We start from the raw sequence: 15,681 nt of genomic DNA on the forward strand, positions 1-15,681 counted from the left end.
GCAGGAGAGATTCGTGAGTACTTACAAGTTGGTGTGCCCTCATTGCAAGAGTCGCATGCGCATTCGCACCAGCGAGGGGCGACACATCTTCCTGCGAATAGCTTATCTGCAGTGCACCACCGAAGCCTGCGGTTGGTCGGTGCGCGCGGAGTTTGAGATGACCCATGAACTGTCACCCAGTGGCATGCCAAACCCTGATGTTCGCCTACCGCGCGCTGGGGGAGAGTTGCGCCGGGCAGCGTTGCAACCAGGGCCTAGGTGTAACGATGACTACCAGGTCGTAGCGCCAAGCCAGGGCATACCGCAATTTGACCCCGCCTAGAACCTTCCCTAAAAAAAACACCCCGCCAAGGCGGGGTGTTTTTTATAACTAAGTCGATCAGCCGATCAACTGCAGTCCGGCATGCTGAACGATGTCCAGCAATGGCTGCGGGTACACACCCAGCACGAAGGCCAGGATCGCAATCGCCAGCAGCATGACGCCACCGGTACGCTGCTCCCAGTTCAGCGGCGCATCGTGACGACGCAGGTTTGGTTCGATCAGGAACAGGGTGACCATCACGCGCAGGTAGTAGAACACGCCGATGGCACTGCCGATTACCAGGGCACCGACCAGCCACCACAGCTGCGACTCGACGCCGGTAGCGATGATGTAGAACTTGCCGATGAAGCCTGCAGTCAGCGGGATACCGGCCAGCGACAGCATCATCACGGTCAGTACCGCCGTCAGGTACGGACGGCGCCAGAACAGGCCGCGGTACTCGTACAGGGCATCAGCGTCACGGCCGTTGTACGGCGAGGACATCAGGGTGATTACACCGAATGCGCCCAGGCTGGTGATCACGTAAGTGACCAGGTACACGCCAATGGCTTCGACGGCCATACCTTTGCTCGCCACCAGGGCGATCAACAGGTAACCGAAGTGGGCGATCGACGAGTAACCCAGCAGACGCTTGAGGTTGCTCTGAGTCAGCGCCAGCAGGTTACCGATCAGGATCGATGCTACGGCAATCACCGACAGTACGGTGGTCAGCACGCCGCTACTGGCCGCAGGGGAGAGCATGAACAGGCGCACCACCACGGCGAATACCGCAACCTTGCTGGCGGTGGCCAGGAACGCAGCGACTGGCGCAGGGGCGCCTTCGTAGACGTCCGGGGTCCACAAGTGGAACGGCACCAGCGACAGTTTGAATGCCAAGCCCACCAGCATCATGGCTAAGCCCAGCTGTGCCAGCAGGCTAGGCATGCTGGTAGTTGCCAGGGCTTTGCCAATACCGTCGAAGCTCAGGCTGCCAGCGTCGGCATATAGCAGGGCCATGCCGAACAGCAAGAAGGCCGAACCTGCTGCCGAGAGCACCATGTACTTGATGCCGGCTTCCAGCGAACGCTTGTTGAAGAAGGCATAGGCGACCAGGCCATAGACCGGTACCGACAGCAACTCAAGGCCAATGAACAGGCCAGCCAGGTGCTGCGCGCTGACCAGTACCAGGCCACCGAGGGCGGCCAGGAGAATCAGCAGGTACAGTTCTTCACGGTTGCCTGGGTAGCCTTTGCCGCCATCGCCCAGGTAGGCATGGGCAAGGGTTACGCACGCCAGGGTGGCAACCAGGATCAACGCCATGTACAGGCAGGCGAAGTTGTCGATGGTCAGCAGTGGGGTGACTGCCAGGGGGGCGGTCTTCAGTGCCGGGATAATCGATAGCAAGGCCAGATTCAGGCCCACGGTCGACAGCAGGAAAGTTTGCGAATGATTGCGGCGCCAGGCGATGGCCAGCATCACCACGACAATGGTGATACTGGTAATCAGCAGCGGCGCAAGCGCAATAAAATGTTGAATCGTCAGGTCCATAGCGCTCTTACCGGGCCGAAGCGAGTTGAGTGAAAGCGGAGCCGAGCCACTGCTGCACACCACTCATGGTGGCGGCGGAAGTGTCCAGGAACGGCTGCGGGTAGACGCCCAGCAAGATCAGCAGGCCAGCCAGGCCCAGCACCATGATCATTTCGCGGGTATCCAGACCCGCCAGGACTTCGTCCGATTTCGCCGGGCCGAAGTAGGCACGGTGAATCATGATCAGCGAGTAGACCGAACCAAACACCAGGCCCGAGGTAGCAATGACCGTGATCCATGGCGCGCTGACGAAGCTGCCGATCAGGATCAGGAACTCGCCAACAAAGTTACCGGTGCCAGGCAAGCCCAGCGAGGCTGCCGCGAAGAACAGGCTGATCGCCGGCAGGTAGGCAATGCGATGCCACAGGCCGCCCATCTGGCGCATGTCACGGGTGTGCAGGCGCTCATACAACTGGCCGCTGAGGATAAACAGGGCCGCTGCCGAAACACCGTGAGCCAGCATCTGGATAACCGCACCTTGCAGTGCTTGCTGGCTGCCGGAGTAGATACCGATCAGCACGAAGCCCATGTGCGACACGCTGGAGAAGGCGATCAAACGCTTGATGTCGGTCTGAGCGAAGGCCAGGAACGCACCGTAGAAAATCCCGATCAGACCCAGGGTCATGGCAATCGGTGCAAACTCGGCCGAGGCATTCGGGAACAGCGGCAGGGCAAAGCGCAGCAGGCCGTAGGCCGCGGTTTTGAGCAAGATACCGGCGAGGTCGACGGAGCCTGCAGTCGGTGCCTGGGCGTGAGCATCAGGCAGCCAGGAGTGGAACGGAACAACCGGCAGCTTGACCGCGAAGGCGATGAAGAAGCCAAGCATCAGCAGGTATTCGGTGCCAGCAGGCAGGTCGGCCTTGAGCAACTGGGTGTAATCGAAAGTGATCACGCCGGTGTTGTTGTAGTTGACCAGAACCAGGCCCAGGATCGCCACCAACATGATCAGACCGCTGGCCTGAGTGAAGATGAAGAACTTGGTTGCTGCGTAGATCCGGGTCTTCTTGCCGTCGGAGGAGCTGTGACCCCAGAGCGCGATGAGGAAATACATCGGCACCAGCATCATTTCCCAGAAGAAGAAGAACAGGAACAGGTCCAGGGCCAGGAATACACCGACCACGCCGCCAAGGATCCACATCAGGTTGAGGTGGAAGAAGCCGACGTGACGCTGAATCTCTTTCCAGGAACACAGTACCGAAAGCACACCGAGCAAGCCGGTGAGCAGGATCATCAGCAGCGACAGGCCATCGAGGGCCAGGTGCAGACTGATGCCGAAGCGTTCGATCCACAGTACTTTGAACTCGAACGCCCACTCGGGTACAGCACCCGGTGCAGGGGCCAGGGTGTAGTCCCCGTTGGCCCACAGCCAGAGGCCGATACCAAGCAGCAGGGACATGGTCAGCAGCGCAATCCAGCGCGGCAGGGTGGCGCCGAAGCGCTCACCCAGCCAGCACAGCAGGCCGCCGATAAAGGGGATCAGGATCAGCCAAGGCAAAATCATGACGGGCTCAATTCCTTTCGCAAAGTCGCAAGGTTCATATCAGACCGCAGCCATAACAACGGCACCAAGTACAAGCACGGCACCTACGGCGATCGAAGCGGTGTACCAGCGCAGCTGACCGGTTTCGGTCTTGCTCATGGCGGCATGACCGCCTTTTGCCAGACGCGGAATCAGGCCAATGCTGCGGTCAACCGGATCCTTGCGCAGGATGTGGCTGATCAACAGGTAAGGTTTGACGAACAGCTTGTCGTAGATCCAGTCGAAGCCCCAGGCAGCGAACCACCAGGCCGAGAGGACGCGGCCGATGCCGCTGTTGGCGATCGCGGTTGCCAGGCGACGCTTGCCCAGGAACAGCAGCGCGGCCAGGAGGATACCGGCGATGGCGATAGCGCCCGAGGCGATTTCCAGGCTGTGCTTGGCTTCGCCACCGGCATGGCCAACGCTCTGCGGCAGAACACCCGCCAGTGGTGGATGAATCCAGGCACCGATGAACGTCGACAGCACGATCAGCACACCCAGCGGCAGCCAGTGGGAAATCCCGTGGCCGGCGTGAGCTTCGGTCTTGGCTTCGCCGTGGAAGGCGATGAAGATCAGGCGGAAGGTGTACAGCGAGGTCATGAACGCACCGACCAGGCCGGCGTAGAGCAAGCCGTTGTTGCCACTGGCGAAGGCCTCCCAGAGGATCTCGTCCTTGGAGTAGAAACCGGCAGTCAGCAGCGGCAGGGCAGCCAGAGCGGCACCACCGACGATGAAGCTGGCGTAGGCCAACGGCAGCTTCTTCCACAGACCGCCCATTTTGAAGATGTTCTGCTCGTGGTGGCAGGCAACGATTACCGCACCGGAAGCAAGGAACAGCAGGGCCTTGAAGAAGGCGTGGGTCATCAGGTGGAAGATCGCGCCGTCCCAGGCACCAACGCCCAGCGCCAGGAACATGTAGCCGATCTGGCTCATGGTCGAGTAGGCGAGGATACGTTTGATGTCGGTTTGGACCAGGGCCGCGAAGCCCGCCAGCACCAGGGTCACACCGCCGACCACACCGACCAGGTGCAGTACGTCAGGTGCCAGGGCAAACAGGCCGTGGGTACGAGCAATCAGGTAGACGCCGGCGGTAACCATGGTTGCGGCGTGGATCAGTGCCGAAACCGGGGTAGGACCGGCCATCGCGTCTGCCAGCCAGGTCTGCAGTGGCAGCTGGGCAGATTTACCCACCGCACCACCAAGCAACATCAGGGTGGCCAGGACCATCCAGAAATCACCTGCCTGGAACTTCTGCGGTGCCAGCACCAGCAGTTCCTGAACGTTCAGGGTGCCCAGTTGCTGGAACAGAATGAACAGGCCGATGGCCATGAACACGTCGCCGATACGGGTAACGATGAAGGCTTTGAGTGCGGCGTTACCGTTGTTGCGGTTGCTGTAGTAGAAACCGATCAACAGGTACGAACACAGGCCTACGCCTTCCCAACCGAAGTAGATGAACAGCAGGTTGTCGCCCAGGATCAGGAACAACATGCTGGCAATGAACAGGTTGGTGTAGGCGAAGAAGCGCGAGTAGCCCGCTTCACCGCGCATGTACCAGGAGGCGAACAGGTGGATCAGGAAGCCCACGCCGACGACCACGCCAAGCATGGTTACCGAGAGTCCGTCCAGGTACAGGGTGAAGTTCGGCGCAAAGCCATCCACCGACATCCACTGCCACAGCAGTTGGCTGTACGCACCGCCTTCAGGCGGCGCGACGTTGAACTGCCAGATCACATAGGCGGTGACGATAGCCGAGAGGCCGATCGAACCGACACCGATCAGCGCCGACAGGTTCTCCGAGAACCGTCCGCGCGAGAACGACAGCAGCAGGAAGCCGATCAGGGGGAAAACGAAAGTCAGAAAGAGAAGGTTCATCCGCGCATCTCACTGGCTGCATCGATGTCGAGAGTGTGGAAGCGGCGATACAGCTGAAGCAGGATCGCCAGGCCGATACTGGCCTCAGCGGCTGCCAGGCTGATCACCAGGATGAACATGATCTGTCCATCCGGCTGCGCCCAACGGCTGCCCGCGACGATGAAAGCCAAAGCCGAGGCGTTCATCATGATTTCCAGGCTCATCAACACGAAAAGAATGTTGCGGCGCACCATCAGGCCGACGAGGCCGAGGCAGAACAGGATGCCGGCGACTGCCAGGCCATGCTCGAGAGGAATTGCAGGCATGTGATTACTCCTTCGCCTCGTTGCGGCCGAGGTGGAAAGCCGTTACCGCTGCAGCAAGCAGCAGCATCGAGGCCAGTTCCACCACTAGCAGGTAAGGACCATACAAGCTGATACCGACAGCCTTGGCGTCGACGGTGGTGTGACCGATGCTGGCACCGCTCTGGTTGCTGAACAGCACATACAGCAACTCGAGCAGCAGCAGCGCGGCCAGGACCACTGGACCGAGCCAGATACCCGGCTTGAGCCAGCCTCGTTCCTGGGCGACCGACGCCGGGCCCAGGTTGAGCATCATCACCACGAAGACGAACAGCACCATGATGGCGCCAGCGTAGGCGATTACTTCCAGCACACCGGCAAACGGGGCACCGAGAGCGAAGAAGGTCATCGCTACGGAGATCAGCGAAATGATCAGGTAGAGCAGGGCGTGCACGGGGTTGGTGTTAGTGATTACCCGTAGGGTAGACACCACAGCGACACCGGATGCGAAATAGAAAGCGAATTCCATCTTTCTTCCTTAAGGGAGCAAGCTCTTCACGTTGATCGGCTCGGCTTCGTTCTGTGCGGCGCCTTTCGGCTTGCCGGCAACGGCCATACCTGCAACACGGTAGAAGTTGTAGTCAGGGTTCTTGCCGGGGCCGGAGATCAGCAGATCTTCTTTCTCGTAAACCAGATCCTGACGCTTGAACTCGGCCATTTCGAAATCCGGCGTGAGCTGGATTGCGGTGGTCGGGCAGGCTTCCTCGCAGAGGCCGCAGAAGATGCAACGCGAGAAGTTGATGCGGAAGAACTCCGGGTACCAACGACCGTCTTCTGTTTCGGCTTTCTGCAGCGAAATGCAACCTACCGGGCAAGCCACGGCACACAGGTTGCAAGCTACACAACGCTCTTCGCCATCCGGATCGCGGGTCAGGACGATGCGGCCACGGTAGCGTGGCGGCAGGTAGACCGGCTCTTCGGGGTACTGCAGGGTGTCACGTTTGCGAAAACCGTGAGAGAACACCATCACCAGGCTGCGCAGCTGGGTGCCAGTGCCTTTAACGATGTCGCCAATATACTTGAACATGGGTCAAATCCTCACTGGGCCGCAACAGCTGGCGTGTTGAGCAACACGATCGCAGCGGTCACCAGCAAATTGATCAGGGTCAGCGGCAGGCAGAACTTCCAGCTGAAGTCCATCACCTGGTCATAGCGCGGGCGCGGAATAGAGGCACGCAGCAGGATGAACAGGACGATGAAGAACGCGGTCTTCAGGGCGAACCACAGGAACGGTACTTGCGGCAGGATGCCGAATGGACCGTGCCAGCCACCGAAGAACAGTGTTACCAGCAGCGCCGAGATGAGGATGATGCCGATGTACTCACCGACGAAGAACATGCCCCACTTCATGCCGGCATATTCAATGTGGTAACCGTCGGCCAGTTCTTGTTCCGCTTCAGGCTGGTCGAATGGGTGACGGTGAGTCACGGCGACGCCGGCGATGAAGAAGGTGCAGAAGCCGAAGAACTGCGGAATGATGAACCACAGGTTCTGGGCCTGATAGTCAACGATATCGCGCATGTTGAACGAGCCGACCTGGGCGACGATACCCATCAGCGCCAGACCCATGAACACTTCGTACGACACGGTCTGCGCCGAGGCCCGCAGGCTGCCCAGCAGGGCGTATTTGTTGTTCGACGACCAACCGGCGAACAGCACCGCATACACCGACAGTCCGGCCATGGCGAAGAAGAACAGCAGACCGATGTTCAAGTCCGCGACACCCCAGGTCGGGGTGATCGGGATGATTGCAAAGGCGATCAGCAAGGCACTCATGGCCACGACCGGCGCCAGGGTGAAGATCATTTTGTCGACGAAGGGTGGGTTCCAGTCCTCCTTGAAGAACATCTTCAGCATGTCGGCAGCAATCTGGAACATACCGAACGGACCTACACGGTTCGGACCGTAACGGTCCTGCCACCAGCCCAGCAGGCGCCGCTCGACGAAGCTGAGCAGCGCACCGCAGACCACCACGGCCAGCAAGACCACAATGGCCTTGATGACGGTGATGATCACATCGATCACTTCAGGGGTGAACCAAGTCATTGTGCTGCCTCCTGCAGACCTTCGACGGATGCACCGAAGATGGCTGGTGGAATGCCGGCCAGGCCTTTGGGCAGGGCAACCAGGCCTGCGCCCAGTTCTTCATTGATACGCAATGGCAGACGCAGGGTCTGGCCAGCCACGTTCAAACTGAGCATTGCACCCTCGTTGACGCCCAGGCGGTCGGCTTCGGACTTGGCCAGGCCGACGTAGGCCTGTGGAATGCGTTCTTGTACCGGTGCGGCGCGCGAGGAATTCTCTTCGCTGCCGAACAGGTGGTAGAACGGCACGACCTGCCAGGTACCACGGGCTGGAGAGAACGCTGCCGGTACATTGGCGAACCAGTTGAGCTTGTCGCCCTGGCTTTCGATCAGGCGAGTGCCTGGGTCGCCTGCGCGCAGGTGACCTCCGACCTCATCCTGGAACTTGTTCCAGGCTTGTGGCGAGTTCCAGCCCGGAGACCAGGCGAACGGTACTTGCGAGCGAGGTTCGGCCGAGCCCGAGTAGCCTTCCATGGAAAAGGCGAACGCGGTGTCTTTGTCCTGCGGGGTGCGTGGCTCGTGCACACTGATGTTGGCACGCATCGCGGTACGACCGGAGTAACGCAGTGGCTCACGGGCAATCTTCATGCCTTTGATGCGGAACGAAGCGGACGGTGCGGCGTTGACGATGCCGGTCAACTGTGGAGCGGCAGCGGCGCAGGCGGCGGTGACGTGGTCCAACTGGGTCCAGTCCACAGGCTTGTTGAGCAGGGTGGCACGCAGCGCGTGCATCCAGCGCCAGCCTTCATGAACCAGGATGCTACTGTCCAGGTACGTAGGATCGAAAACCTGGAAGAACCGCTGGGCACGGCCTTCGAGGCTGACCAGAGTACCGTCGCCTTCAGCAAAGCTGGCTGCTGGCAGCACCAGGTGAGCGCGGTCTACCGTGCGCGTCTTCTGGTGGTCAGCGACGATCACCACTTTGGCCGCAGCCAGGGCAGCGTCGACCTTGGCAGCCGGAACGCGGCTGTACAGATCGTTTTCGAGGACGACGATGGCGTCGGCCTTGCCGGAAATCACTGCGTCCAGGGCGGCATCGAGTGAATCGCCACCGAGCATGGCCATACCGAGGCTGTTGGCCTCAGGCACGACCAGGCTCAGCGAGCCATTCTTCTCACGCAGCTTCAGGGCCTTGGCGATGTTGGCGGCAGCTTCGATCAGCGCGCTGGAGGCCAGCGAGGTACCGGCAACCACCAGTGGGCGATTGGCAGCAACCAGGGCATCGGCAATACGCTTGGCCAGGGCCAGGGCTTCTGCGTCCAGGCCGTCCACGGCAGGGGCGCTTGGGTCGATGGCGTGGGCGACGGCGAAACCGATACGAGCCAGGTCGTCTGGTGCTGCGTGTACGCATTCTTCAGCGACGTCATCGAGCTTGGTTTCGGCAAGGCTGGCGATGAACAGCGGGTACATGGCGTGTTGGCCGATGTTTTTCACCGCGGCGTCGAGCCAAGGCTGAACGCGCATGGCCTCGGCCATGGCTTCGGCCTTGCCCTTGACCGACTGGCGCAGTGCCAGGGCAACGCGGGCGGCGGTCTGGGTGAGGTCTTCACCGAGGACGAACACCGCGTCATGGTCTTCCATGTCGCGCAGGGTCGGAACTGGCAGCGGGCTGTCGTTCAGTACTTGCAGGGCCAGGCGTACACGGGCCAGTTCACCGGCTTCCATACCCGAGTAGAAGTGCTCGGCACCCACCAGTTCACGCAGGCCGTAGTTGCTTTCCAGGCTGGCGCGCGGCGAGCCGATGCCCACGATGTTGCGACCGCGGAGCATGTCGGCAGCTTTATCCAGCGCAGCGTCCAGGCTCAGCTTGCTGCCATTGGCGAGCAGCGGCTGGCGTGGGCGGTCTTCACGGTTGACGTAGCCATAGCCAAAACGGCCGCGGTCGCACAGGAAGTATTGGTTGACCGAACCGTTGAAGCGGTTTTCGATCCGACGCAGTTCGCCATAACGCTCGCCCGGGCTGATGTTGCAGCCGCTGGAGCAGCCGTGGCAGATGCTCGGCGCGAATTGCATGTCCCACTTACGGTTGTAGCGCTCGGAGTGAGTCTTGTCGGTGAACACACCGGTAGGGCAGACCTCGGTGAGGTTGCCGGAGAACTCGCTCTCGAGGACGCCGTCTTCAACACGACCGAAATAGACGTTGTCGTGGGCACCGTATACGCCCAGGTCGGTACCGCCGGCATAGTCCTTGTAGTAACGCACGCAACGGTAGCAGGCGATGCAGCGGTTCATCTCGTGAGCGATGAACGGGCCGAGCTCCTGGTTCTGGTGGGTACGTTTGGTGAATCGGTAACGGCGCTCATTGTGGCCGGTCATTACCGTCATGTCTTGCAGGTGGCAGTGACCACCTTCCTCACAGACCGGGCAGTCGTGCGGGTGGTTGGTCATCAGCCATTCGACAACGCTGGCGCGAAACGCCTTGGACTCGTCGTCATCGATGGAAATCCAGGTGCCATCAGTGGCAGGGGTCATGCAGGACATGACGATACGACCACGGGTGTCGTTCTCGTCGGTGTACTGCTTGACCGCACACTGGCGGCAGGCACCAACGCTACCGAGCGCCGGGTGCCAGCAAAAATAGGGGATGTCGAGGCCGAGCGACAGACAGGCCTGTAACAGGTTGTCTGCACCGTTGACTTCGAGCGCTCTGCCGTCTACGTGGATAGTGGCCATGGTTCAAAGTTCTTCGTTGGCCCGCGTCTGCGGGCGTGGCTAATGGAAATCTGTGTGCTTGCAGCCCGCACAGGCATTACCTGGCGAGCCGTCGAAGCAGCGGATGGCACGGACCACCCGCATTTCATTTGTTATGCGCCGACGACAATCGGCTTGGCCAGGTTCGGGCGCAGGGCTTCGCTGCCTGTAACAGGCGCGACGCCGGCCTCGAACTCCGGACGGAAATACTTGATGGCACTGCCCAGCGGCTCGACGGCACCTGGCGCGTGAGCGCAGAAGGTGCGGCCTGGGCCGAGGAAGTTGACCAGACCCAGCAGGGTCTCGATGTCTTCTGCCTTGCCTTGGCCTTTCTCGAGGGAACGAAGCATCTTCACGCTCCACGGCAGGCCGTCACGGCATGGGGTGCACCAGCCGCAGGATTCGCGGGCAAAGAACTCTTCCATGTTGCGCAGCAGCGAAACCATGTTGACGCTGTCGTCCACGGCCATGGCCAGGCCAGTACCCATACGGGTGCCGACTTTGGCGATGCCACCGGCATACATTTGCGCATCGAGATGCTCGGGCAGCAAAAAGCCGGTACCGGCGCCGCCTGGCTGCCAGCACTTGAGCTTGAAGCCGTCGCGCATGCCGCCGGCGTAGTCTTCGAACAGTTCACGGGCGGTAACGCCGAATGGCAGTTCCCACAGGCCAGGGTTCTTGACCTTGCCGGAGAAGCCCATCAGCTTGGTGCCGTGATCTTCTGAACCTTCGCGTGCCAGCGACTTGTACCAGTCAACGCCATTACCGACGATTGCCGGTACGTTGCACAGGGTCTCGACGTTGTTCACGCAGGTCGGCTTGCCCCATACGCCCACGGCAGCAGGGAAGGGCGGCTTGGAGCGCGGGTTGGCGCGACGACCTTCCAGGGAGTTGATCAGTGCAGTTTCTTCGCCGCAGATGTAGCGGCCGGCACCGGTGTGGACGAACAACTCGAAGTCAAAGCCGCTGCCAAGGATGTTCTTGCCCAGCAGACCTGCGGCCTTGGCTTCATCGATGGCGCGGTTGAGGTTCTTCGCCGCGGTGGTGTATTCGCCACGCAGGAAGATATAACCACGGTACGCCTTAAGTGCACGGGCACTGATCAGCATGCCTTCGACCAGCAGATGGGGCTGTTGCTCCATCAGCATGCGGTCTTTCCAGGTGTTGGGTTCCATTTCATCCGCGTTGCACAGCAGGTAGCGGATGTTCATGGATTCGTCTTTGGGCATCAGGCCCCATTTGACCCCTGTCGGGAAGCCCGCACCGCCGCGACCCTTGAGGCCAGCGTCTTTCACGGTCTGGACGATATCGTCCTGGGACATCTGGGCCAGGGCCTTGCGGGCGGCGCTGTAGCCGTCCTTGGCCTGGTACTCGTCGAGCCACACAGGTTCGCCGTCGTCGCGCAGACGCCAGGTCAGCGGATGGGTCTCGGCGCTGCGCGCAATGCGGTTGGCCGGGCCGAAGGAAGTGATGGTCATACGTAACCCTCCAGCAACTTGGAGACGCCAGCAGGCTGGACATCACCAAAGGTGTCGTCGTCGATCATCAGTGCCGGAGCCTTGTCGCAGTTGCCCAGGCAGCACACCGGCAGCAGGGTGAAGCGGCCGTCGGCGGTCGTCTGGCCCAGGCCAATACCCAGCTCGTTCTGAATCTGGCTGACCACGGATTCGTGGCCACCGATGTAGCAGACCATGCTGTCGCAAACGCGGATGATGTGCCGGCCAACCGGCTGACGGAAGATCTGACTATAGAAGGTAGCCACGCCTTCGACGTCGCTGGCAGGAATGCCGAGCACTTCGCCGATGGCATAGATGGCGCCGTCCGGCACCCAGCCACGTTCCTTCTGAACGATCTTCAGGGCTTCGATGGACGCCGCGCGCGGGTCCTCGTAGTGATGCATCTCGTGCTCGATGGCCGAGCGCTCGGTTTCGCTCAGGGCGAAACGGTCGGTTTGGATAAGCGTGTTATTCATGCTTAGCGGTCCACGTCAGCCATAACGAAGTCGATACTGCCCAGGTACGCAATGAGGTCCGCGACCATGCTGCCACGGATCACCGAAGGGATCTGCTGCAGGTGCGGGTAGCTCGGGGTGCGAATCCGGGTGCGGTAGCTCATGGTGCCGCCGTCGCTCGTCAGGTAGTAACTGTTGATGCCCTTGGTCGCCTCGATCATCTGGAAGGACTCGTTGGCCGGCATGACCGGGCCCCACGAAACCTGCAGGAAGTGAGTGATCAGGGTTTCGATGTGCTGCAGCGTGCGCTCTTTCGGCGGCGGCGTGGTCAGCGGGTGATCCGCCTTGTACGGGCCTTCCGGCATGTTGCGCAGGCACTGGTCGATGATGCGGATACTCTGGCGCATCTCTTCGACACGGACCATGCAGCGATCGTAGGCATCGCCGTTGTGGGCCAGCGGTACTTCGAACTCGAAGTTCTCGTAGCCGGAGTAAGGGCGGGCTTTACGCAGGTCGAAGTCCAGGCCGGTGGAACGCAGGCCAGCACCTGTAACGCCCCATTCGAGGGCTTCCTTGGTGTTGTACTGGGCGACGCCGATGGTACGACCCTTGAGGATGCTGTTCTGCAGGGCAGCCTTGGTGTATTCGTCGAGGCGCTTTGGCAGCCATTCGACGAAATCCTTAACCAGTTTGTCCCAGCCGCGCGGCAGGTCGTGGGCAACACCGCCGATGCGGTACCAGGCCGGATGCAGACGGAAGCCGGTAATGGCTTCGATCACGGTGTAGGCCCGTTGACGGTCGGTGAAGGTGAAGAACACAGGGGTCATGGCGCCAACGTCCTGGATGTAAGTACCCAGGAACAGCAGGTGGCTGGTGATACGGAAGAACTCGGCCAGCATGATACGGATCACGTCGACCTTTTGCGGTACCTGGATACCGGCCAGCTTCTCGACCGCGAGCACGTACGGCAGGTTGTTCATTACCCCGCCGAGGTAGTCGATACGGTCGGTGTAGGGAATGAAGCTGTGCCAGGACTGACGCTCGGCCATTTTTTCGGCACCACGGTGGTGGTAGCCGATGTCCGGGACGCAGTCGACGATTTCTTCACCGTCCAGCTGCAGAACGATACGGAAGGCACCGTGAGCCGAAGGGTGGTTCGGGCCCAGGTTGAGGAACATGTAGTCCTCGTTCGCGCCGTGACGTTTCATGCCCCAGGCTTCAGGGTTGAAGCGCGCCGCTTCTTCCTCGAGCTGCTGCTTGGCCAGGGTCAGGCTGTACGGATCGAACTCGGTGGCGCGCGCCGGATAATCCTTGCGCAGCGGGTGACCTTCCCAGGTAGGCGGCATCATGATGCGGGTGAGGTGCGGGTGGCCGGCAAAGTCGATGCCGAACATGTCCCAGACTTCGCGCTCGTACCAGTTGGCGTTCGGCCAGATACCGGTCACGGTCGGCAGGTTCAGATCGCCTTCGGTCAAGGCAACCTTGATCATCACGTCACTGTTTCGCTCTACCGACAGCAGGTGGTAGAACACACTGAAGTCAGCGCCGGGCAGGCCGCGACGCTGGGTGCGCAGGCGCTCGTCAACACCGTGCAGGTCGTAGAGCATGCTGTACGGCTTGGCAACATTGCGCAGGAAGCTCAGCACGTCCTTGAGTTTGGCGCGGGTAACCCAAAGCACCGGCATGCCGGTGCGGGTTTCCTGGGCGACGAACGCCTCGGGGCCAAATTTATTGTTCAGTTCGACAACCACATCCTGGTCGTCAGCCTTGTAAGGCGGGATATAAATAGCGGTGTCCGCTGTCATGGTCTCGGTCGCTTTCGGTCAACGTAGAGAATGAAGCCAGGCTGCCTGTCGCGCATGCGCAGGCAACAGGTCGCTGGATCAGACTTCGTCGGGGCTGCGCAGGTTGGTGACCTGGATGCGCTGTTCACGGCGTTGCTCTTTCTGCGACGGCATCTCGGCACGGTAAATGCCTTGATCGCCGACAACCCATGAAAGAGGACGACGCTCCTGGCCAATCGACTCCTGCAACAGCATCAGGCCTTGCAGGAAGGCTTCAGGGCGAGGCGGGCAGCCGGGCACATAGACATCCACGGGGAGGAACTTGTCGACCCCCTGAACGACCGAATAGATGTCGTACATGCCACCGGAGTTGGCGCACGAACCCATGGAGATAACCCACTTGGGTTCAAGCATCTGCTCATACAGGCGCTGGATGATCGGCGCCATCTTGATGAAGCAGGTACCGGCGATAACCATGAAGTCGGCCTGACGCGGCGATGCCCGAATGACTTCCGCACCGAAGCGGGCGATGTCGTGAGGCGCCGTAAAGGCCGTGGTCATTTCCACGTAGCAGCAGGAGAGGCCGAAGTTGTAGGGCCACAAGGAGTTTTTACGCCCCCAGTTGACCGCACCACTGAGAACATCTTCGAGCTTGCCCATGAAGATGTTCTTGTGGACCTGGTCCTCTAGCAGCGAATCGGAGACGGTTTCCCGCTCTCCGATTGGATATTGCTCGTTGGGAGCATCCGGGTCGATTCTGGTGAGATTGTATTGCATTGCCAAAGCCTCATTGTTTCAGCTTCGCTTGCCGCTTACGACGAGCTTCCGGAGCCCAATCAAGTGCCCCCACTCGGAATAGGTAGACAAGGCCTGCCAACAGAATTGCTATGAAAACGAGAGCTTCGACGAATCCGGTCCAGCCGCTTTCGCGGACGGACACAGACCATGCAAAGAGAAAGAGGGCTTCGATATCGAAGATCACGAACAGCATCGCGACCAGATAGAATTTGGCTGACAGGCGCAAGCGGGCGCCGCCAGTAGGCAGCATGCCGGATTCGAAGGGTTCGTTCTTGCTGCGGCCCCAGGCCTTGCTGCCGAGCAAAGCGGACAGACCGAGCATGAAGGCGCAGAGGCCAACGACACCCAAAAGGAAAATGGCAAAGCCCCAGTTGTGGGCGATGAGTCCTGTCGAATCGGGCATGCTGAAAATCCTTATACAGAGACCTGTCTCTGCGGCTTGGAAAGTAGTAAAGCAGTGACGATATGTCGCAGCGGAATCTATCGTGCTGATTTTATGGGTAAACCCGGTGCAAGTAAAATTTCTGCAGCAAATTTATTCGTAAGATTAAGAACAAAAAACTTGCGTAACTCGCTGCAGGCCGCATGGGACGGGCATTGTCTCGGGTTTTGTTAATTATGTTTCTTGCATCGCGTAATGAACTCTCAACTTCGTAATGATAATTAATATCATTTGCAGAAATGCAATTCGTCCTACTGTTAAGGTCAACTACAAAGTTGTGCGGCATTGGCATCACCTGCAAGTTTTTA

General features: G+C 60.2%; 14 protein-coding genes. 1 reads left to right on the forward strand and 13 read right to left on the reverse strand.

Annotated features, from left to right (window positions below):
* Window positions 1-13 precede the first annotated feature (13 nt).
* On the forward strand, window positions 14-322 hold the full coding sequence (locus tag V0R60_RS17330; protein WP_256658245.1) for an ogr/Delta-like zinc finger family protein: 309 nt from the start codon (window positions 14-16) through the stop codon (window positions 320-322).
* A 57-nt stretch (window positions 323-379) separates the two neighbouring features.
* On the opposite strand, the gene nuoN is transcribed toward V0R60_RS17330, so the two are convergent.
* The 13 genes from nuoN to V0R60_RS17395 all read right to left on the reverse strand — a co-directional run bounded on the left by nuoN (window position 380) and on the right by V0R60_RS17395 (window position 15,334).
* Window positions 380-1,849, reverse strand: coding sequence for an NADH-quinone oxidoreductase subunit NuoN (gene nuoN / locus V0R60_RS17335; RefSeq protein ID WP_136477182.1), 1,470 nt, complete (start codon window positions 1,847-1,849; stop codon window positions 380-382).
* A 7-nt stretch (window positions 1,850-1,856) separates the two neighbouring features.
* Window positions 1,857-3,389: an NADH-quinone oxidoreductase subunit M gene (gene nuoM / locus V0R60_RS17340; RefSeq protein WP_330080310.1), complete on the reverse strand. Its 1,533-nt coding sequence runs from the start codon at window positions 3,387-3,389 to the stop codon at window positions 1,857-1,859.
* A 39-nt stretch (window positions 3,390-3,428) separates the two neighbouring features.
* Window positions 3,429-5,282: an NADH-quinone oxidoreductase subunit L gene (gene nuoL / locus V0R60_RS17345; RefSeq protein ID WP_136477180.1), complete on the reverse strand. Its 1,854-nt coding sequence runs from the start codon at window positions 5,280-5,282 to the stop codon at window positions 3,429-3,431.
* On the reverse strand, window positions 5,279-5,587 hold the full coding sequence (nuoK, locus tag V0R60_RS17350; RefSeq protein WP_028944232.1) for an NADH-quinone oxidoreductase subunit NuoK: 309 nt from the start codon (window positions 5,585-5,587) through the stop codon (window positions 5,279-5,281). The genes nuoL and nuoK overlap by 4 nt, the downstream gene beginning before the upstream one ends.
* A gap of 4 nt (window positions 5,588-5,591) precedes the next feature.
* On the reverse strand, window positions 5,592-6,092 hold the full coding sequence (gene nuoJ, locus V0R60_RS17355) for an NADH-quinone oxidoreductase subunit J (RefSeq protein ID WP_136477179.1): 501 nt from the start codon (window positions 6,090-6,092) through the stop codon (window positions 5,592-5,594).
* Window positions 6,093-6,101: 9 nt separating this feature from the next.
* Window positions 6,102-6,650 (reverse strand): NADH-quinone oxidoreductase subunit NuoI, encoded by a 549-nt coding sequence (nuoI, locus tag V0R60_RS17360; RefSeq protein ID WP_009400993.1) that lies wholly within the window; start codon window positions 6,648-6,650, stop codon window positions 6,102-6,104.
* An 11-nt stretch (window positions 6,651-6,661) separates the two neighbouring features.
* Entirely contained in the window at window positions 6,662-7,669 is a 1,008-nt protein-coding gene (nuoH, locus tag V0R60_RS17365; RefSeq protein WP_136477178.1) for an NADH-quinone oxidoreductase subunit NuoH, read from the reverse strand.
* Window positions 7,666-10,380, reverse strand: a complete 2,715-nt coding sequence (gene nuoG, locus V0R60_RS17370; RefSeq protein WP_136477177.1) for an NADH-quinone oxidoreductase subunit NuoG — start codon at window positions 10,378-10,380, stop codon at window positions 7,666-7,668. Before nuoG ends, nuoH begins: the two co-directional genes overlap by 4 nt.
* Window positions 10,381-10,511: 131 nt before the next feature.
* The gene (gene nuoF, locus V0R60_RS17375; protein WP_330080311.1) at window positions 10,512-11,876 is read right to left on the reverse strand and encodes an NADH-quinone oxidoreductase subunit NuoF; all 1,365 of its coding nucleotides are present in this window, start codon (window positions 11,874-11,876) and stop codon (window positions 10,512-10,514) included.
* Entirely contained in the window at window positions 11,873-12,370 is a 498-nt protein-coding gene (gene nuoE, locus V0R60_RS17380; protein WP_136477175.1) for an NADH-quinone oxidoreductase subunit NuoE, read from the reverse strand. The genes nuoF and nuoE overlap by 4 nt, the downstream gene beginning before the upstream one ends.
* A 2-nt stretch (window positions 12,371-12,372) precedes the next feature.
* Entirely contained in the window at window positions 12,373-14,154 is a 1,782-nt protein-coding gene (nuoC, locus tag V0R60_RS17385; protein WP_330080312.1) for an NADH-quinone oxidoreductase subunit C/D, read from the reverse strand.
* Window positions 14,155-14,232: 78 nt separating this feature from the next.
* Window positions 14,233-14,910: an NADH-quinone oxidoreductase subunit B gene (locus V0R60_RS17390; RefSeq protein ID WP_010220398.1), complete on the reverse strand. Its 678-nt coding sequence runs from the start codon at window positions 14,908-14,910 to the stop codon at window positions 14,233-14,235.
* A gap of 10 nt (window positions 14,911-14,920) precedes the next feature.
* Complete coding sequence (locus V0R60_RS17395) at window positions 14,921-15,334, reverse strand: NADH-quinone oxidoreductase subunit A (RefSeq protein ID WP_028944238.1); 414 nt, start codon at window positions 15,332-15,334, stop codon at window positions 14,921-14,923.
* Window positions 15,335-15,681 lie beyond the last annotated feature (347 nt).

Source organism: Pseudomonas auratipiscis (assembly GCF_036324085.1).
Classification (GTDB): Bacteria; Pseudomonadota; Gammaproteobacteria; order Pseudomonadales; family Pseudomonadaceae; genus Aquipseudomonas; species Aquipseudomonas auratipiscis.